17 protein-coding genes and 3 pseudogenes are annotated in these 18,147 nt (G+C 70.9%); 16 read left to right on the forward strand and 4 right to left on the reverse strand.

Going from position 1 to position 18,147, the window contains the following annotated elements:
• Nucleotides 1–546 (reverse strand): M24 family metallopeptidase (locus ACFUJR_RS35545; RefSeq protein WP_383451134.1); only part of this gene is annotated, 546 nt, incomplete at its 3' end.
• Between the two features lie 33 nt (nt 547–579).
• Here ACFUJR_RS35545 and ACFUJR_RS35550 point away from each other — a divergent pair.
• The 9 genes and pseudogenes from ACFUJR_RS35550 to ACFUJR_RS35590 all read left to right on the forward strand — a co-directional run bounded on the left by ACFUJR_RS35550 (nt 580) and on the right by ACFUJR_RS35590 (nt 9,065).
• Complete coding sequence (locus ACFUJR_RS35550; RefSeq protein WP_383172680.1) at nt 580–831, forward strand: helix-turn-helix domain-containing protein; 252 nt, start codon at nt 580–582, stop codon at nt 829–831.
• Nucleotides 832–861: 30 nt separating this feature from the next.
• Nucleotides 862–1,242: a PPOX class F420-dependent oxidoreductase gene (locus ACFUJR_RS35555; RefSeq protein ID WP_383172682.1), complete on the forward strand. Its 381-nt coding sequence runs from the start codon at nt 862–864 to the stop codon at nt 1,240–1,242.
• A gap of 112 nt (nt 1,243–1,354) precedes the next feature.
• Entirely contained in the window at nt 1,355–3,028 is a 1,674-nt protein-coding gene (locus tag ACFUJR_RS35560; protein ID WP_383172684.1) for a UL36 very large tegument protein, read from the forward strand.
• Between the two features lie 246 nt (nt 3,029–3,274).
• Nucleotides 3,275–4,117 (forward strand): nitrilase-related carbon-nitrogen hydrolase, encoded by an 843-nt coding sequence (locus ACFUJR_RS35565; RefSeq protein ID WP_383172686.1) that lies wholly within the window; start codon nt 3,275–3,277, stop codon nt 4,115–4,117.
• The gene (locus ACFUJR_RS35570; RefSeq protein ID WP_383172687.1) at nt 4,114–5,394 is read left to right on the forward strand and encodes an aspartate aminotransferase family protein; all 1,281 of its coding nucleotides are present in this window, start codon (nt 4,114–4,116) and stop codon (nt 5,392–5,394) included. Before ACFUJR_RS35565 ends, ACFUJR_RS35570 begins: the two co-directional genes overlap by 4 nt.
• A 28-nt stretch (nt 5,395–5,422) precedes the next feature.
• A pseudogene (locus ACFUJR_RS35575) lies at nt 5,423–5,899 on the forward strand (amidohydrolase family protein); the annotation flags it as partial.
• A gap of 145 nt (nt 5,900–6,044) precedes the next feature.
• A complete protein-coding gene (gene hydA / locus ACFUJR_RS35580) occupies nt 6,045–7,436 on the forward strand; it encodes a dihydropyrimidinase (protein WP_383172689.1) in 1,392 nt (463 codons plus the stop codon).
• 46 nt (nt 7,437–7,482) lie between these two features.
• Nucleotides 7,483–8,496: a TIGR03842 family LLM class F420-dependent oxidoreductase gene (locus ACFUJR_RS35585; RefSeq protein WP_383172691.1), complete on the forward strand. Its 1,014-nt coding sequence runs from the start codon at nt 7,483–7,485 to the stop codon at nt 8,494–8,496.
• 305 nt (nt 8,497–8,801) lie between these two features.
• Nucleotides 8,802–9,065, forward strand: coding sequence for a hypothetical protein (locus ACFUJR_RS35590; protein WP_383172693.1), 264 nt, complete (start codon nt 8,802–8,804; stop codon nt 9,063–9,065).
• A gap of 218 nt (nt 9,066–9,283) precedes the next feature.
• Here ACFUJR_RS35590 and ACFUJR_RS35595 read toward each other — a convergent pair whose 3' ends face one another.
• Entirely contained in the window at nt 9,284–9,616 is a 333-nt protein-coding gene (locus ACFUJR_RS35595) for an SRPBCC family protein (RefSeq protein WP_383172695.1), read from the reverse strand.
• A gap of 300 nt (nt 9,617–9,916) precedes the next feature.
• Between ACFUJR_RS35595 and ACFUJR_RS35600 the strand changes: the two genes are divergently transcribed.
• The 6 genes from ACFUJR_RS35600 (at nt 9,917) to ACFUJR_RS35625 (ending at nt 17,012) form a co-directional block, all read left to right on the forward strand.
• Nucleotides 9,917–10,519, forward strand: coding sequence for a TetR/AcrR family transcriptional regulator (locus tag ACFUJR_RS35600; protein ID WP_383172697.1), 603 nt, complete (start codon nt 9,917–9,919; stop codon nt 10,517–10,519).
• Nucleotides 10,520–10,633: 114 nt separating this feature from the next.
• Nucleotides 10,634–11,557, forward strand: coding sequence for a TauD/TfdA dioxygenase family protein (locus tag ACFUJR_RS35605; RefSeq protein ID WP_383172699.1), 924 nt, complete (start codon nt 10,634–10,636; stop codon nt 11,555–11,557).
• A 51-nt stretch (nt 11,558–11,608) separates the two neighbouring features.
• Nucleotides 11,609–12,913, forward strand: a complete 1,305-nt coding sequence (locus ACFUJR_RS35610) for an MFS transporter (protein WP_383172701.1) — start codon at nt 11,609–11,611, stop codon at nt 12,911–12,913.
• A gap of 83 nt (nt 12,914–12,996) precedes the next feature.
• The gene (locus ACFUJR_RS35615; protein ID WP_383172703.1) at nt 12,997–14,703 is read left to right on the forward strand and encodes an aldehyde dehydrogenase family protein; all 1,707 of its coding nucleotides are present in this window, start codon (nt 12,997–12,999) and stop codon (nt 14,701–14,703) included.
• Between the two features lie 71 nt (nt 14,704–14,774).
• On the forward strand, nt 14,775–16,352 hold the full coding sequence (locus ACFUJR_RS35620) for a long-chain fatty acid--CoA ligase (protein WP_383172705.1): 1,578 nt from the start codon (nt 14,775–14,777) through the stop codon (nt 16,350–16,352).
• A 174-nt stretch (nt 16,353–16,526) separates the two neighbouring features.
• A complete protein-coding gene (locus tag ACFUJR_RS35625) occupies nt 16,527–17,012 on the forward strand; it encodes a hypothetical protein (RefSeq protein ID WP_383172707.1) in 486 nt (161 codons plus the stop codon).
• Here the strand turns inward: ACFUJR_RS35625 and ACFUJR_RS35630 are convergent.
• Nucleotides 17,005–17,283 (reverse strand): annotated as a pseudogene (locus ACFUJR_RS35630) (transposase); the annotation flags it as partial. The gene ACFUJR_RS35625 and the pseudogene ACFUJR_RS35630 overlap by 8 nt on opposite strands.
• Before the next feature lie 155 nt (nt 17,284–17,438).
• On the opposite strand from ACFUJR_RS35630, the gene ACFUJR_RS35635 reads away from it, so the two are divergent.
• On the forward strand, nt 17,439–17,753 hold the full coding sequence (locus ACFUJR_RS35635) for a hypothetical protein (RefSeq protein ID WP_383172709.1): 315 nt from the start codon (nt 17,439–17,441) through the stop codon (nt 17,751–17,753).
• 154 nt (nt 17,754–17,907) lie between these two features.
• On the opposite strand, the pseudogene ACFUJR_RS35640 reads toward ACFUJR_RS35635, so the two are convergent.
• Nucleotides 17,908–18,063: pseudogene (locus ACFUJR_RS35640) on the reverse strand (GMC oxidoreductase); the annotation flags it as partial.
• Nucleotides 18,064–18,147 lie beyond the last annotated feature (84 nt).

The raw sequence follows: 18,147 nt of genomic DNA on the forward strand, positions 1-18,147 counted from the left end.
CTCGTGCATGGCCCGGCCGATGCCGTGGCCGCCGAAACCGTCGGGGATGCCGTACCCGGCGCTTCGGCAGACCCGGCCGATCGCGTGCGCGATGTCGCCGATCCGGTTGCCGACGACGGCCGCGCCGATGCCCGCCTCCAGCGCGGCGTGGGCCGTGTCGATCAGCCGGGTGTCCTCGGGGCGCGCCCGGCCAACGGTGAAGCTGACGGCGGAGTCGCCCGCCCAGCCGCCGAGGAGCGCCCCGCAGTCGAGGGAGACGAGGTCGCCGTCCGCGAGACGCCGGTCGCCCGGGATGCCGTGCACGATCGCGTCGTTCACCGAGACGCAGACGACCGCCGGGAACGGCACGGGCGCCCAGTCCGGGTGGTAGCCCAGGAAAGGCGAGCCGGCTCCGGCCGCCGCGAGGACCTCCCGCGCCGCCAGGTCCAGCTCCTTCGCGCTGACCCCTGGCGCCGCCTGCCTCCGTGCGGCCGCGAGGGCTTCCGCCACCACCCGCCCCGCGCCGCGCATGGCCCGCAGGGATTCATCCGTCTTGATCTCCACCATGCCAATTACTATACCGGTATTACAATGGTGGGCATGGTGCGCACACCCCTGACCCCCGAAGAGCGCGAGCGCGGCGAGCGGCTCGGCCGCATCCTGCGCGAGGCGCGCGGAGACCGCTCGATGGTCGAGATCGCGGCGGCCGCGGGACTCTCCGCCGAGACCCTCCGCAAGATCGAGACCGGGCGGGCGCCGACGCCCGCCTTCTTCACCGTCGCGGCCCTCGCCGGCGTCCTCGGCCTCTCGATGGACGCCCTCGTCACCCGGTGCGCCCCGGTCCCGGTCTGACTCGGCGAGGGCGTCGATAGTCTCGACGGCATGATTCCCGAGGAGCTGCGGCGCGGCCGCTACGTCAGTCTGACCACCTTCCGCCGGAACGGCACCGGCGTCGCGACGCCGGTCTGGTACGCGGTCGAGGGCGACGAGCTGTACGCCTGGACCCGTACCGACTCCTGGAAGGTCAAGCGGCTGCGGAACGACCCGCGGACCGTCGTCGCCGTGTGCGACGTGCGCGGGAACGTCGCGGAGGGCGCGGTGCGCCTGGAGGGTTCCGGCCGGCTTCTGGAGGGTGAGGAGCTGCGGAGGGTGCGGAAGCTCCTCTCGCGCAAGTACACCTGGCAGTTCTGGCTCGTCGACTGGCCCGCGACGATCGCCCGGCTGGGCAAGCGGCCGCACACCGGGATCGCGGTGAGTTTCTGACCCGTTCGCCATCGGAGCGGGCGACGGATGAAAACAGTCCGTAGCCGTCCCGTAACACGACTGGGGTCGAATATCCCCGGACCCAGTCGAGTGCGCGGGCGGTGCGGACGATATGGCGGTGTATCAACTCCCGGCGGAGGTCGATGCGTTCACGCGCTACCTCAGGGGCATCGCGGCGAACCTGGTACCGGGCGAAGGCTGGTACGGCGTCTTCGCGAGCCGCGACCCGGAGGGCCTGCGGGCCTGCTTCGACGGTACGGAGATCCTGCCCTGGGACGTCGTCGAGTCGCTGCTCCACGACCTGGGGGAGCCGGTCCCCGGACCGCGGGCCACCCGGGCCCGAGCCCTGCACGGCGCGGCCGCGGCGGCCCATGACCGGCGGCCGGGCGGGGCGGAGGCGCTGCGCGGGCGCCTGGAGGTGATGGAGCGTGAGCGGTGGTACGCCGAGTCCCGCGCCCGGGAGCTCGACGCCGCGCTGAGGGAGGCGCGGGGCACCCCGGACGCCGACCGGATCGCCGGTGAACTGGCCTGGACCCGGGACGACCACGCCCGGGCGACCGCCCGCCTCGCGGACCTCGCGGCCCGCCTCGCGGCACTCACGGACGACCGGCCGCCGCCGACCGACTCCGGCATCCCGCCTGCATCCGGCGCCGGCTCCGGCTCCGGCTATGGGCCCGACTCCGGCTTCGCGCCTGCCCCTGGACCCCCCTCCGCCTCGGGCTTCGCGCCTGGAACCGCCGGGCCCGCCTCCGGCTCGGGGCCCGCCTCCGGCTCGGGCTCCGCGCCTGGCTTCGCGCCCGGGGCCGCCTCCGCCCCCGGGCCCGCCGCCTGGTCGGGCTCCGCGTCTGGGCCCGCGCCTGGCTCCGTCCGGGCTGCCTCCGCCCCCGGGATCGCCTCCGGCTCGGGCTTCGCGCCTGGGTCCGCCCCCGGGGCCGCCTCCGGGCCCGCCCCCGGCTCGGGCTCCGCGTCTGGCTCCGCCATCGGGACCGCCTCCGCCCCCGGGGCTGCCCCCGGCTCGGGCTCCGTGTCTGGGGTCGCGCCCGGGGGTGCCCCCGCGCGCTCGCGGAGGCCGCGTGGTGCCCGGTACGCGTGGCTCGGTGGGGCCGAGTCGGCCGGGGAGGCCGTGCCGGTTCCCGTGCCTCTGCCCGACCTGCCGACCGCCGACGCCGCGCCGCGCGGTGCCCGGTTCGGGCGGGCCGAGGCGCCTGTCGGCTCCGCCCCCGCTCCCGCCGCGCCCCAGGGCGAGGCCGCCGTCGACGCGGCCCGCGCGGCCGGGAACGCGGTCTACGCGCTCCAGCGGCTGCGCTCCCAGGGGCGCAGCGGCGAGGCGCACGCACTGCTCTGCGAGGCCGTCGCCGGGCCGCCCGCCTGGCTCCCCGCGCTCGCCGCGGAGCTGCACCGGGCCGGCCTCGGCGCCGACTGGTCCACCCTCCTGTGGGAGGCGGCCCTGCTGCCGCCCGAGCGCCTCGCCGCCGTCGCCGGTGCGCTCGCCGACGCGGGCCGGTCCGAGGACTGCGAGCAGCTGCTGCGGCAGGGCGTCGCCCGCCCGGTCGGCGAACTCGCGGGCGCGTGCGCCGCGCTGCGCGTGGAAGGGCACCATCGTGAGGCCCACGCCTTGCTCACGGCCTTCCTCCGGGCCCGTACACCCGAGGACGCCGCGCACCTCGCCGCGGCCGACCCGCAGGGGCTGATCCCTCAACTCCGCAGCGCCGCCGCCGCGATCTCCCCGGCCCTCGGACACGACCTGGTCCACGCCCTGCGCGTGGCGGGCCTGGCGGGCGCCTGACCCCGGCCGCGAGCCCGGCACCGAACCGGTTCCGCGGGCGCCGCGTGACCGGTGACAACCGCTCGTACATCAGCCCGATCGTGTCGGTGCGTGTCCGACATGGACCAGTCGGGTATGAAACATGATCGACTCCGGCGGTTCACGGCGGTGGTCTTGCTCCGGGGTGTGACGGGGCTTACGTTCTCCTCCTACGCACCGTGTCTACGTGCGTAGAGGCTCTCTGACGCCGTGCCGAAGGAGCAGCTCATGACCGACGTCGTACGCGCCGCACTCGTCCAGGCGACCTGGACCGGCGACACCGAATCCATGATCGCCAAGCATGAGGAGCACGCCCGTGAGGCGGCCCGGCAGGGCGCCAAGGTCATCGGGTTCCAGGAGGTCTTCAACGCCCCCTACTTCTGCCAGGTCCAGGAACCCGAGCACTACCGCTGGGCCGAGCCCGTCCCGGACGGGCCGACCGTCACGCGGATGAAGGAGCTGGCCCGCGAGACCGGCATGGTGATCGTCGTCCCCGTCTTCGAGGTCGAGGGCGCCGGCTTCTACTACAACACCGCCGCCGTGATCGACGCCGACGGCACCTACCTCGGCAAGTACCGCAAGCACCACATCCCGCAGGTCAAGGGCTTCTGGGAGAAGTACTACTTCCGCCCCGGCAACCTCGGCTGGCCGGTCTTCGACACCGCCGTCGGCAAGGTCGGCGTCTACATCTGCTACGACCGCCACTTCCCCGAGGGTTGGCGTCAACTCGGTCTCAACGGAGCCCAGTTGGTGTACAACCCATCGGCCACCCACCGGGGTCTCTCCTCCTACCTCTGGCAGCTCGAACAGCCCGCCGCCGCGGTCGCCAACGAGTACTTCGTCGCCGCCATCAACCGCGTCGGGATCGAGGAGTACGGCGACAACGACTTCTACGGCACCAGCTACTTCGTCGACCCCCGCGGCCAGTTCGTCGGCGACACCGCATCGGACAAGGCGGAGGAACTCGTCGTCCGCGACCTCGACTTCGGCGTCATCGAGGAGGTCCGCAAGCAGTGGGCCTTCTACCGCGACCGACGCCCCGACGCCTACGACGGGCTGGTGCAGCCGTGACCGGCCTCTACGACCGCCATCGCGCCGTGATCCCCGACTGGGTCGCCCTCTACTACAAGGACCCCATCGAGATCACCCACGGCGAGGGCCGTCACGTCTGGGACGCCGAGGGCACCCGGTACCTCGACTTCTTCGGCGGCATCCTCACCACCATGACCGCCCACGCGGTGCCCGAGGTCACCAAGGCCGTCGCCGAGCAGGCCGGCCGGATCATCCACTCCTCCACGCTCTACCTCAACCGCCCCATGGTGGAGCTCGCCGAGCGGATCGCGGCCCTCTCCGGCATCCCCGACGCCCGCGTCTTCTTCACCACCTCCGGAACCGAGGCCAACGACACGGCCCTGCTGCTCGCCACCGCGTACCGCCGCTCCAACCAGATCCTGGCGATGCGCAACAGCTACCACGGCCGCTCCTTCTCCACCGTCGGCATCACCGGCAACCGTGCCTGGTCGCCGACGGGCCTCTCCCCGCTCCAGACCCTGTACGTGCACGGCGGCGTCCGCACCCGCGGACCGTACGCGCAGTACAGCGACGAGCGGTTCATCGACGCCTGCGTCGCCGACCTCGAGGACCTCCTCGGGCACACCCGTGACGTCGCCGCGCTGATCGCCGAACCCATCCAGGGCGTCGGCGGCTTCACCTCCCCGCCCGACGGGCTCTACGCCGCCTTCCGCCGCGTCCTCGACCGGCACGGCATCCTCTGGGTCTCCGACGAGGTGCAGACCGGCTGGGGCCGCACCGGCGACCACTTCTGGGGCTGGCAGGCGCACGACCGGGCGGGCCCGCCGGACATCCTCACCTTCGCCAAGGGCATCGCCAACGGCATGTCGGTCGGCGGGGTCGTCGCCCGCGCCGAGATCATGAACTGTCTCGACGCCAACTCCATCTCCACCTTCGGTGGTTCGCCGATCACCATGGCCGCGGGGCTCGCCAACCTCGCCTACCTCCTCGAACACGACCTGCAGGGCAACGCCCGTCGTGTCGGAGGGCTGCTGATCGAGCGGCTGCGGGCCGTCGGCGCGGGCGTCGACGCCGTACGCGAGGTACGCGGCCGCGGCCTGATGATCGGCATCGAGCTCACCCGGCCCGGCACCGACGAGGCAGACCCGGCGGCGGCCTCCGCCGTCCTGGAGTCCGCCCGGGAGAACGGGCTGCTCATCGGCAAGGGCGGCGGTCACAACACCAGCTCGCTGCGGATCGCCCCACCGCTCTCGCTCACCGTCGCCGAGGCGGAGGAGGGCGCGGACATCCTCGAACAGGCCCTCCGTTCGCTGTAGTTCACCGCATCCAGCCAGGGGGACACCCGTGACCACCCGAACCCTCATCCGCGGCGGCCTCGTCGTCACCGCCGCCGACGAGATCCACGCAGACGTCCTGATCGAGGACGGCCGGATCGCCGCGCTGGCGGCGCACGGCTCCGACGCGGCCGCCGGCTGGACCGCCGACCGCACCATCGACGCCACCGACCGGTACGTCGTCCCGGGCGGCGTCGACGCGCACACCCACATGGAACTGCCGTTCGGCGGCACCTTCGCCTCCGACACCTTCGAGACCGGCACCAGGGCCGCCGCCTGGGGCGGCACGACCACCATCGTCGACTTCGCCGTCCAGAGCGTCGGCCGCTCCCTGCGCGAAGGGCTCGACGCCTGGTACGCCAAGGCCGACGGGCAGTGCGCCATCGACTACGGCTTCCACATGATCATGTCGGACGTCAACGAGTCGACCCTCAAGGAGATGGACCGGCTCGTCCAGGAGGGCGTCAGCTCGTTCAAGAGTTTCATTCGGTCGCGTGACCAGGGGTTTTCTAGCGGAGTAGGTCGTGTGCCGTGCGAGGTGGCGGCGTGAGGGGGTTGACGGGCCGGGGTGTGACCTCGGCCCGTGCAGGTAGAGGCCTGTTCGGCGGTCGGTGTGAAGGGATGGCTGGGGAATGACTCGGACTCTGATTACCGGTGGTCTAGTGATCACTGCCGCGGACGAGGTGCACGCGGATATGCTGATCGAGCATGGCCGGGTGGTGGCGTTGGCGGCGCCGGGGACGCAGGAGTGGACGGCGGACCGGGTGATCGACGCGTCGCAGAAGTACGTGATCCCGGGCGGGGTCGACGCGCACACGCATATGGAGCTGCCGTTCGGCGGGACGTTCGCGTCGGACACGTTCGAGACGGGGACGCGGGCGGCGGCGTGGGGCGGAACGACGACGATCGTCGATTTCGCGGTGCAGGCGAAGGGCCATTCGCTGCAGGCCGGCCTGAACGCGTGGCTGGAGAAGGCGGACGGGAACTGCGCGATCGACTACGCGTTCCACATGATCATGTCGGACGTGAACGAGTCGACGCTCAAGGAGATGCCGAAGCTCGTCGAGCATGGGATTTCCTCGTTCAAATTGTTCATGGCGTATCCGGGGGTCTTCTTTTCGGATGACGGGCAGATCCTGCGGGCGATGCAGGTGGCCGGCGATACCGGTGGGCTGATCATGATGCACGCGGAGAACGGCATCGCGATCGACGTCCTGGTGGAGCAGGCACTCGCCCGCGGCGAGACCGACCCCCGCTATCACGGGGAGGTCCGCAAGGCGCTGCTTGAGGCGGAGGCGACGCATCGGGCGATCCAGCTGGCGCGGGTCGCGGGCAGTCCGCTGTACGTGGTCCACGTCTCCGCCGAGGAGGCCGTGGCCGAGCTGGCAGCGGCCCGCGACAAGGGACTGCCGGTCTTCGGCGAGACCTGCCCGCAGTACCTGTTCCTGTCGACCGACAACCTCGCGGAGCCGGACTTCGAGGGCGCCAAGTACGTGTGCTCGACGCCGCTGCGGCCGAAGGAGCACCAGGCGGCGCTCTGGCGGGGCCTGCGGACCAACGACCTTCAGGTGGTCTCCACGGACCACTGCCCGTTCTGCTTCGTAGGGCAGAAGGAGCTGGGCCGGGGCGACTTCTCGAAGATCCCGAACGGTCTGCCCGGGGTGGAGAACCGCATGGACCTCCTCCATCAGGCGGTGGTGGACGGGCACATCTCGCGGCGCCGCTGGATCGAGATCGCCTGCGCTACCCCGGCGAGGATGTTCGGCCTCTATCCGCAGAAGGGCACCATCGCCCCCGGCGCCGACGCGGACATCGTCATCTACGACCCGCACGCGACACAGGAGTTGTCGGCGGCGACGCACCACATGAACGTCGACTACTCGGCGTACGAGGGCAAGACCGTCACCGGCCAGGTGGAGACCGTCCTCTCACGGGGTGAGGTCGTCATCGACCAGCGCAAGTACGTGGGTCACGCCGGCCACGGAGCGTTCGTGCCGCGCGGTCTTTGTCAGTACCTGGGCTGAGCAGCCCGGGGTCCCATCGCATCGACTTGAACTTGGAGGTCCCCGCGTGGACTTCGGACTCGTCCTGCAGACCGATCCGCCCGCCTCTCAGGTCGTCGGCCTGATGCGCCGCGCGGAACGCAACGGCTTCCGCTACGGCTGGACCTTCGACTCCGCCGTGCTGTGGCAGGAACCCTTCGTCATCTACAGCCAGATCCTCGCCAACACCACGAAGCTGCACGTGGGCACGATGGTGACGAACCCGGGGACCCGTACGTGGGAGGTGACCGCCTCCACCTTCGCCACCCTCAACGACATGTTCGGCAACCGCACGGTCTGCGGCATCGGCCGCGGCGACTCCGCGATGCGCGTCGCCGGGCGCAGGCCCAACACGCTGGCGCGCCTGGGAGAGGCGATCGAGGTCATCCGCGATCTGGCGGAGGGACGGGAGGCCGAGGTCGACGGCAACCCGATCCGTATCCCGTGGGTCAAGAACGGCAGGCTGCCGGTGTGGATGGCCGCGTACGGGCCGAAGGCCCTCGCGCTGGCCGGGCAGAAGGCCGACGGCTTCATCCTCCAGCTCGCCGACCCGTTCCTGACCGAGTGGATGGTCAAGGCCGTCCGCCAGGCGGCACGGGAGGCCGGCCGCGACCCCGACGCGCTCACGATCTGCGTCGCCGCCCCGGCGTACGTGACGGCCGACGCCTCGCCCGAGGCCCTGGCCCACGCCCGGGACCAGTGCCGCTGGTTCGGCGGCATGGTCGGCAACCACGTTGCCGACCTCGTCGCCAAGTACGGTGAACACTCTTCGATGGTCCCCGACGAGCTCACCGCGTACATCAAGAACCGCCAGGGCTACGACTACTCCCACCACGGCCGCGCCGACAACCCCGACACCGCCTTCGTCCCCGACGAGATCGTCGACCGCTTCTGCCTGCTCGGCCCCGCCGAGGCCCACATCGAGAAGCTCCGCCGTCTGAAGGACCTGGGCGTCGACCAGTTCGCCGTCTACGACATGCACGACAACCGCGAGGGCACCATCGACGCGTACGGCTCCGAAATCATCCCCACTTTCCACTGATGACCGTCACGGACGTCATGCGCGTTCGATTCGTCTTCGGTCCGTCCGACGTGGTCGAGGCCAGGGTGCTCGACACCTGGCACCATGGGATTTTGCGTAGTCGAACTCGAGCCTGCCGAACGAGTCCCCAGAGATCGGCGGGGGATCGTTGTCAGCGATGATCAGCTGGAGGCGGCTGCCGTACGCGTCGGCCATCGTCCGGAAGCGGTTGTAGATCTGGGTTGCCCGTTGCCTGTCCGATTCGTTGTTCCCGAACGCCTTGCGCGAGGAGTCGATGATGAGCAGGAAAGGGTCAGCACGTCAGGGTGGTCCGGTCCGACGGTGGCGTGGCGCCATGCCGCTTCCTGCGCCTCGAAGTGCCTGACGCGGTACGCCTCGGCGTACTGGACACGCGCTTCTTCCGTGGCGGCTTCCCAACAGACGCGCTTCTGACGCGCTGCTTCGACCTCGTCGAGACGTCTGCGCTCGGCGGCTTCGCCCCGAAGCATGACTTCCGGCGCGATCTCGGGCGTCGGGTGTGGCGGCGGCGGTTCGCGCAGATGCTGCCACCAGTCATTGTTCCGGCTTGATATGAGGGCCGGTCCGTCACTGAGCGCGCATGACGGCGACGTCCTTGGACGCCCGCGCAGTCCCCTCCTGGTCGAGTCCGTGCATGTGGCTGTTCGCGGCCGCGCCAGGGGTGTGAGCCGACTATGACGGGCCGGGGGAGACGCTTGGCCGAGGCCGTGCGCCTCCCGGTCCGGCAGTGTGGTCGCCCGGGCTCAGTTCCGGTTCTCCGCGGTGGTCTTCAGTGCCTGCAGCCGCTCACCTGTACGCCGTCGTCGGTCTCTGCGAATTCCCAGACGTGGATGCCGGTGATGCCGTGAGCGGGGCCGCCCCAGACGATGCGGCGCTTGGGGGTGAGTTTGGCGACGGTGGAGCTGATGTCGAGGCCGGCTGTGGTCCAGTCGAACACCGCGCCGACGGCGAGAGGTCCGTGTAGGACGGCGGTGTCGATGCCGGTGTTCCACTGCGGCCAGGAGTCCACCTCGGTGTGCAGCCGCCAGATCGTCTCCAGCGGGGCCTGCACGGTTTGATGCAGTTCGACGACGACTGGGGCGGTGCGGTCGTCTTCCATCATGTTCTCCAAGAGGAATGATGACTTTCATCCAGCAGGAGACCCAGGGCGCTTCGGCCACCACGCCTGCTTCCCCTGTCCCCGCGCCCGCCCGCCGCCGGGGCCTGCGCCCCTTGTTCGTCCTGCCCGCCGCCGCGTGCTCGCTCGCCATCCTCGCCGCGGGCGTCCTCACCCTCACCGGCAAAGTCCTCGTCGGGCGGCTCACCCGAATGGCATCCACACCGTCGGTGCCTGCCGACGGGGGCGTCCCCCGGGGTGCGCACCGCTTTCCGGTCGGTCCGGCGGAGACCGTAGGCTCTGCGCATGGTGGACATGCAGCCGGATGGGGCAGTACGAGGGCCGGGGCGCCCGCGCGAGGAGCGGGTCACCGGATCCGTCCTGAAGGCGGTCGTGGACCTGGTCACCGAGCAGGGGATCGGGGCGGTCACGATGGACTCCGTGGCCTCCCGCGCCGGAGTGAGCAAGCCCGCCATCTATCGACGGTGGCCCACCAAGCAGGACCTGATCATCGCCGCCGCGGAGACCCGCATCGGCATCTTGTCGGTGCCCGACCTGGGCGACTTCCGCGCCGAGCTCCGCTTCGTCCTCACCGCTCGTCTGGAGGCCTACCGGCTGCCGGGTTCGGACCGGCTGATCGCGGGGCTCATCGGGGCGGCGGCCGAGGCGGGCGCGGTACGGGGACAGTACGCGGAGTACACCGAGAGGATCACGAGCGAGACGAGGCGCATCCTCGAACGGGGGATCGCCCGCGGTGACGTGGGTCCGGACACCGATGTCCGGGCCGCGGCCACGTTGGTGGCCGCACCACTGATCTTCCGGCTGATCGGTGAGCAGGAGATGCCTGACGCCCGCTTCGTGGACAACCTGGTCGATCTCGTCGCCCGCGCCGTCGGCCCGGTCGGCTGACGGCTTCCGGCGGCGACTCCAGACTCTCGTTTTTCCTGCCTCAGGTCTCTTGCCTCACCGCACCCCAATAACGATACTCCCAGTAACGATTTTCGACCTCGTCAGGGAGGAACCATGGACACCGCCGTCACCACCCCCGCCCCCGCGCTCGACAAGCCGCTGATGCACTACGGGAAGCGCACCCTCGACCGCATCGCGCCGGACGCGGTCCAGCCCGACTACCGGCTCCTGGACATCTGCCCGCTCACCCCGCACATCGGCGCCGAGATCGAAGGCGTCGACCTCTCGCTCCCGATCGGCGAGGAGCTCGCGGAGGAGATCAGGCAGGCCCTGCTGGAGTGGAAGGTGCTCTTCTTCCGCGACCAGCACGCGTTCGAGCCGCAGTCCCAGCTCGCGTTCTCCGGGCTGTGGGGCCAGCCGGAACCGAACCCCTTCTTCCCCAAGGGCAACTCCAACGGCGTCTCCCGCCTGGCCAAGGACGCCATGGCCATCGGCACCGAGAACATCTGGCACAGCGACCACTCGTTCATGGCCGCCCCGGCACTCGGCTCCGTGCTGCGCGCCGTCGAGGTCCCGTCAGCCGGCGGCGACACCATGTGGGCGGACATGGCGGCCGCCTACGACAACCTCACCGAGTCCATGAAGGCCCGGATCGAGGGGCTGACCGCCATACACGACTGGGAGCCGAGCTGGGGCTCCGTGATGACCGCGAGCCAGATCGCCGCGCTCCGCGAGAACCTGCCGGCCGTCGAGCACCCGGTGGTCGTCCGCCATCCGCGCACCGGCCGCAAGCTGCTCTACGTCAACGAGCCCTTCACCACCCGGATCGTCGGCCTGTCGGACCCGGAGAGCCGCGAACTGCTCGACGAGCTCGTGCTCCAGGCCCGCATCCCCGAGTACCAGGTGCGCTTCCGCTGGCAGCCGGGCTCGGTCGCGGTGTGGGACAACATCGCCACCCAGCACTACGCGATCAACGACTACTTCCCGCAGCGCCGTGTCATGGAGCGCATCGCCATCGCCGGCGTCCCGCTCTCCTGACCGGCCTCCCGCCCCCTCCACCCCTCCCCATCCAGTCTCCGCGGAGCCCTTGTGACCGACACCGACGTCGCACCCGCTGTGCCCGCCGGCCCCCCGAAGGTGCCGAGCAGAACGAGACGCCGCGCTTGGACCGTCACCGCGCTGCTCGTCGTCTTCATGATGATCAATTTCGCCGACAAGTCCGTGCTCGGTCTGGCCGCGGAGGAGATCCGGCAGGACCTCGGCCTGTCCGCGTCGACCTTCGGGCTGGCCAGCAGCGCGTTCTTCCTGCTGTTCTCGATCTCCGGGGCCGCGGTGGGGCTGCTCGCGGACCGCATACGACCCAAGTGGCTGATTCTTGCCATGGCCGTCCTGTGGTCCGCCTCCCAGGCACCGCTGGCGGTGGGCGGAGGGCTCGCGGTGCTCATCACGTCACGCGTTCTCCTGGGTGCCGCCGAGGGGCCCGCCTTCCCCGTCGCCCAGCAGGCCACCCTGTCCTGGTTCCCCAACCACCGGCGCAACCTGCCCGGGGCCGTGATCGTCCTGGGAATCACCCTCGGGGTCCTGGTCGCCGCTCCCGTACTGACATGGGTGATCCAGCACCACGGCTGGCGCTCGGCCGTCGCCGCGGTGGCGCTCGTCGGTGTCGTGTGGGCGCTGCTGTGGATCCCCTTCGGCGGCGAGGGGCCGTACGCGACCGCGTCGGACACGGAGCACAGACCGGCCGGTCCGGCGGGCGGGCTCGGGACGCCGTACCGGCGCATCCTCGCGACCCGTACCTGGATCGGTGCCACGGCCGCCTACTTCGGCACGTACTGGGTTATCGCCTTCGCCCTCGTCTGGCTGCCCTCGTACCTCCAGGACGCGCTGGGCTACACCTCGGCCGGGTCCACGCGGGTGCTGATGCTGGTCTGGGGTCTTGGCGGCGTCGTGGTGCTCGGACAGGCCGGCCTCACCGGATGGCTGCTGCGTCGCGGGACCCCGAGCCGGTGGGCCCGCGGCGGCGTCGGCGGCGCACTGCTGCTCATCGGCGCGGCGGCATGCCTCGCCCTGCCGGTGGCCCCGGCCGGTGCCGTGACCGCCCTGCTCGTGGTCGCCGGCTTCGGGCTCGCCGGAGCGATGAGCAGCGTCGCCGTCACCACCGTCACGGAACTGGCTCCGGCCGATCGTCGCGGCGGCGCCCTCGGCATCATGAACGCCGTGGTGACCACCGCCGGTCTGATCGCCCCGACGCTGATCGGCCACCTCGTGGACGCCCACGGTACGGAGGGCTACCAGCACGCGGTGCTCATCACCGGCGCCGTGCTCCTGCTGAGCGGAACCGCCGCCCTCACGTTGATCGACCCGGACCGCGACGCCCACAGGCTGTCGGCGTGACCCCGCGCGTGTCGTCCGCTCCGCACGCAGCGCGCGGAGCGGGTCCCGCCCTCCCCACACCCGACCTTCCGCAAGGAACGACGTTGAACACCAGCGCCCTCGACACCGAACTTCTCGATCGCACCGTGGCCCATGTGCGCGGCAACGCCGCGTCCTGGTCCGCCACCCCGCTCACCGAACGCATCGCCCTCCTGGAGCGGTTGCAGCCGCGCGTCGTCGCACGGGCGGCCGAGATGGCCGGCGCCGGCGCCCTGGCGAAGGGGTACGGACCGGACTCCCCGTGGGCGGCCGAGGACTGGATGGGCGGCCCCTGGGCTCTGGTCCAGAACACCGCGGCGCTGCTGCACGTGCTTCGCCGGATCGCCGCGGGCAAGGACCCGCTGGACGGCAGGAGGGTCCGCGAGGAGAACGGCCGCACCCGCGTGGACGTCTTCCCCGCCACCGCCTGGGACGCCCTGCTGCTCAACGGGTTCACGGCCCAGGTGTGGATGCGCCCCGGCGTCGCGGCGGAGCAGGCGGGGGCGTGCGCCGCGGGCGAGTACCGGGGCAGGCAGAGAGACCCGGCCCTGGCCCTGGTACTCGGCGCCGGGAACGTCGCCGCCATCACCGCGCTGGACATCCTGCACAAGCTCTACGCCGAGGGCCAGGTCGTCATCGCCAAGATGAACCCGGTCAACGCCTACCTGCGCCCCCACTTCGACTACGTTTTCGCCGAGTTCGTCGAACGGGGCTGGCTGCGCTTCGTCGACGGCGGCGCGGCCGAGGGCGGCTACCTCGCCCGCCACTCAGGCGTCGACGCCATTCACGTCACCGGCAGCGACCGCACCCACGACGCCATCGTCTGGGGCACCGACGAGGACGCCGAGCGACGCCGCCGTGACGACCTCCCCCTGATCGCCAAGCCCTTCAGCAGCGAACTGGGCGGCGTCAGTCCCTGCATCGTGGTGCCGGGCCCGTGGAGCGATGCCGACGTCCGCTTCCAGGCGGAGCACATCGTCACCAGCAAGATGAACAACTCCGGCCACAACTGCATCGCCAGCCAGATCCTGGTCCTGCCGCGCGACTGGGCCGGCACCGAGCGGCTGCTCGACGAGATCCGGCGGCTGTTGCGCGAGCTGCCCTCACGCACCGACTACTACCCGGGCGCGGCCGACCGGCTCGCCGCCGTACGCGCGGCGCATCCGGCGGCGGAGACCCACGGCGACGGCTGCCGACTGCTCGTGCCCGACATCACCGACCACGACGACATCCTCGTCCTCGACGAGGTCTTCGGCAGCGCCCTCGGGGTCGTACGCCTGCCGGGCTCGGATCCGGCCGAATTCCTGCGCCACGCCGTCGACTTCGCCAACGACACGCTGCCCGGCACCCTCGGCGCGACCCTGATCGTCCACCCGAGGACCGAGAAGGCCCACGGGGAGGCCGTGGCCACCGCCATCGCCGATCTTCGCTACGGCACACTGGGCGTCAACTGCTGGTCGGCCGTGGGGTTCCTGCTCGGCTACACCCCCTGGGGTGCCTTCCCCGGCCACACCCGCCAGGACATCGGCAGCGGCGTCGGCTTCGTGCACAACGCGTTCATGCTCGAAGACGTCGAGAAGACCGTGCTGCGCGCCCCGTTCACACCGGCCCCGCGTGGACTGGTCACGGGGGATCCGTCGCTGTCACCGCGCCCCCCGTACTTCGTGACCCACCGCACGGCGCTGACCACGGTGGAGCGCCTCACCCGCTTCACGGCGGCGCCGCGCCTGTCGAAACTGCCCGCACTCCTCGCCGCCGCGCTGCGGGGCTGACCCCCGGCCCTCGGCGTCCACGGATCCGCCACGCCCATGGCGCCCGCCGAAGCATCCCCTACGGAGACCTCATGCTCAATCTCGCCACCTTGCTGGAGAACAGCGCCCGCACCGTGCCCGACCGTACGGCGGTCGTCCTCGGCACCCAGCACCTGACCTACGCGGAGCTGGACGCGGCCGCCTGCCGCGTGGCCAACCTGCTGCACGCGCGCGGCATCGGCCCGGGCGACAAGGTCGCGCTGTCCTGCCCGAACCTTCCGTGGTTCCCGATCGTGTACTACGGCATCCTCAAGGCCGGCGCCGTGGTCGTCCCGCTCAACGTGCTGCTCAAGGGCAGGGAGATCGCCTACCATCTGGCCGATTCCGAGGCCAAGGCCTACTTCTGCTTCGAGGGCGGCCCGGACCTTCCGACGGGCCAGGAGGGCTGGGCCGGCTTCGGCGAGTCTCCCGGCTGCGACGCCTTCTTCCTGATGACCGCCGCACCCACCGAGAACTCCCCGATCGCAGGCGCCGAGACCCTGACGGCGGCGCTGGCGCACCAGAGCGCGGACTTCGAGACGGTGGCCACGGAGCCCGGTGACACGGCGGTTATCCTGTACACCTCCGGCACCACGGGCCGCCCCAAGGGTGCTGAGCTCACCCACTCCAACGTGATGCTCAACGTGCTGACCTGCCACAAGCTCTTCGGCGAGGTCGAGCACGACGTGCACCTGATCAGCCTGCCGCTCTTCCACTCCTTCGGCCAGGTCGTGCAGATGAACGCCGGCCTCGCCGCGCGGGCGACGCTGGTACTGCTACCCCGGTTCGACGCCCGGTCCGCCCTGGCCCTGATGCAGCGGCACGCGGTCACCTTCTTCGCCGGTGTTCCCACGATGTACTGGGCCCTCCTCGAGGCGGAGGCACCCGAGGCGGACCTGTCCCAGATCGCCGGGAACCTGCGGATGGCCGGGTCGGGAGGCTCCGCACTGCCGGTCGAGATCCACCGCCGGTTCAGCGAGCGCTTCGGGGTCACCATCATGGAGGGGTACGGCCTCTCGGAGACCAGCCCCGCGGCGACCTTCGCCCCGCGCGGCGAAGAGGTACGGCCCGGCTCCATCGGCCGACCTGTCTGGGGCGTCGAGGTGGACCTCGTCGACAAGGACTGGACCGCGGTCAAGGGCGCCGACGCCATCGGCGAGATCGTCGTCCGTGGCCACAACGTCATGAAGGGGTACTACAACCGGCCCGAGGCGACCGCCGAGGTGATGCGCGACGGCTGGTTCCGCACCGGTGACCTGGCACGCCGCGACGCCGACGGATGGTTCTACATCGTGGACCGGGCCAAGGACATGATCATCCGCGGTGGCTTCAACGTGTACCCGCGGGAGATCGAGGAGGTCCTGCTCACCCACCCCGCCGTGAGCATGGCGGCCGTCATCGGCGTGCCGCACGACCGCCACGGCGAGGAGATCAAGGCATGCGTGGTCCGTGCCCCGGGAGTGACGCTCACCGAGGACGAGCTGATCGCCTGGTGCAAGGAAAAGATGGCGGGCTACAAGTACCCCCGCCTCGTGGAGTTCCGCGACGTCCTGCCCATCAACGCCACCGGCAAGATCCTCAAGCGCGAGCTCAGGGACGAGGACGACCACGCGATCGACGCGGCTCGATGAGCGACGTCCGCCCTCGGGCCTGAGAGGACCGAGGGCGGACGTGTGGCGTCGCGGACGTCATGGACCGTCTCGTACGCGCCCGACAGGGTCAGACCTGTCGTGGGGGGTGCCCCTATGTCTTTGGTCAAGGGAAACGGGGGTGCGTCGGGTCGGTGGGCCGGGCAGCATGGCGGGGTGGTCGATCTGCTGTGGGATGACGTGAAGTGCTTCTTCGACCCGGACTTGATGGGGTCGCTGCCGGACGTGCGTGTCCCGGATGCCTCGGTGGAGGACTGGCAGGCGGTCCTCGATCTTGTCGCGGAGAAGGGCTGGAAGTGCCAGTACTCCGAGGGAGAGACGGTGCTTCCGGTGCCCCGGGCGGAGGCCGTGCTGTCCCGGCCGGCGGATGCCGAGTGCCCGGACCTGCGGGTCTGGCCAACTGCCGACGTGTTGGTGATCTTTCGTTTTCATGCCGACGATGAAGTCGACTTCGACGTCGACCTGCGGGAGTTGCAGGGCCAGGAGCGACTTGATGTGTTCTGCGGCCTCCTTCGGGAGATCGGGCGGCGGCTGGGCAAGCCGGTGCTGATGGACCCGGAAGGCGACTACGGCCACCCGGTGCTCGGCTTCGATGTCGAGGCCGATCGAGTCGTTGTCCTCGCAGGCCCGCAGGTCAGGTGACTGCGGCCGACGGCTGCGGTTCGTAGAAGGTTCCGCCGCGGAGCATGGCGAAGAGGACGTCGGCTCGTCGTCTGGCGAGGCAGAGCAGGGCTTGGGTGTGGTGCTTGCCCTGGGCGATTTTCTTGTCGTAGTAGGCCCGGGATGCCGGGTCGCCCAGGGCGGCGAACGCGGAGAGGAAGAAAGCCCGTTTGAGCTGCTTATTTCCTCTCCTGGAGGGCTGTTCACCGCGGATCGAGGAACCTGAGCTCCGGGTCGCCGGGGCGAGTCCGGCGTCGGGGTGCTGTTCGAACAGCTCGACGGAGGCTTCGGCGAGGTCGTCCGCGGCGGTGCAGGCGGCCTCGAACTTGCCCAGCAGGGCCAGGGCCTGGCGGCCCATCGCGGTCTCGACCTGCGGAGCTGGCGCATCTGCGGGATGCGAAGGGCGGCGTGCAGGCGCTCGACCTCGGCCTCGATGCCGCGCTGGCGGCCGGCGCGCTTGAGTACGGCCTTGAGCTGGGTGTGGGTGAGGCGGGCGGCCTGGCCGGGGGTGGGTGCGTCAGCCAGCAGGGTGCGGGCCAGCGGCGCGTTGAAGCCGCCGGTGATCGGTTGGACGGCGGCGAGGTAGCCGGGGAAGTACTCGCGCAGGTGGGAGCGGAGCTTGTTGCCGGCCTGGGTGCGGTCCCAGACGGCGTCCTGCTGAGCGCGGGCCAGGACGGCGACGGCCTGGGCGAGTTCGCTGTCGGCGGGCAGGTGGCGGTGTAATCACCCAGGCCCCGGTGCACGGTCCACCCACCGGAGTTCGCGGACTCGCTCGGGCGAGCAGATCGCGCAGGACCTCCGGGCCGCGCCGCGCACCCGCGTCCAGGGTGGCGAGGTCCTCGGGGGGGCAGGTCGTCCAGGCTCGCGCCGGGTCGAAGTGGTCTCTGACCCGGAGGGCATTGGCGATGGCCGTCAAGGACGGATTGACCGCGCCAATGCTCGGGAAGAAGCTCGTGTCGACGACGTACAGGTTGTCGAGGTCGTGGGCCTTGCAGTTGACGTCCAGCGCGGAGGCGGCGGGGTCGGTGCCGAAAGGGGCGGGAGCTAGTACTCCAGCAGGATTTCGCTGTCTGACCTGGTCTTTCGCCGGGTGGCGGGAGTGTAGCGGGACTTCGGT

Source organism: Streptomyces sp. NPDC057271, assembly GCF_042668715.1.
In the GTDB taxonomy this organism is placed as follows: Bacteria; Actinomycetota; Actinomycetes; order Streptomycetales; family Streptomycetaceae; genus Streptomyces.

What these genes read in the sequence shown, in the direction of transcription:
- ACFUJR_RS35550 (WP_383172680.1), top strand. Translation starts at nt 580, where the DNA reads ATGGTGCGCACACCCCTGACCCCCGAAGAGCGCGAGCGCGGCGAGCGG.
- ACFUJR_RS35555 (WP_383172682.1), top strand. Translation starts at nt 862, where the DNA reads ATGATTCCCGAGGAGCTGCGGCGCGGCCGCTACGTCAGTCTGACCACC.
- ACFUJR_RS35560 (WP_383172684.1), top strand. Translation starts at nt 1,355, where the DNA reads ATGGCGGTGTATCAACTCCCGGCGGAGGTCGATGCGTTCACGCGCTAC.
- ACFUJR_RS35565 (WP_383172686.1), top strand. Translation starts at nt 3,275, where the DNA reads ATGACCGACGTCGTACGCGCCGCACTCGTCCAGGCGACCTGGACCGGC.
- hydA (WP_383172689.1), top strand. Translation starts at nt 6,045, where the DNA reads ATGACTCGGACTCTGATTACCGGTGGTCTAGTGATCACTGCCGCGGAC.
- ACFUJR_RS35595 (WP_383172695.1), bottom strand. Translation starts at nt 9,616, where the DNA reads ATGATGGAAGACGACCGCACCGCCCCAGTCGTCGTCGAACTGCATCAA.
- ACFUJR_RS35600 (WP_383172697.1), top strand. Translation starts at nt 9,917, where the DNA reads ATGGTGGACATGCAGCCGGATGGGGCAGTACGAGGGCCGGGGCGCCCG.
- ACFUJR_RS35605 (WP_383172699.1), top strand. Translation starts at nt 10,634, where the DNA reads ATGGACACCGCCGTCACCACCCCCGCCCCCGCGCTCGACAAGCCGCTG.
- ACFUJR_RS35620 (WP_383172705.1), top strand. Translation starts at nt 14,775, where the DNA reads ATGCTCAATCTCGCCACCTTGCTGGAGAACAGCGCCCGCACCGTGCCC.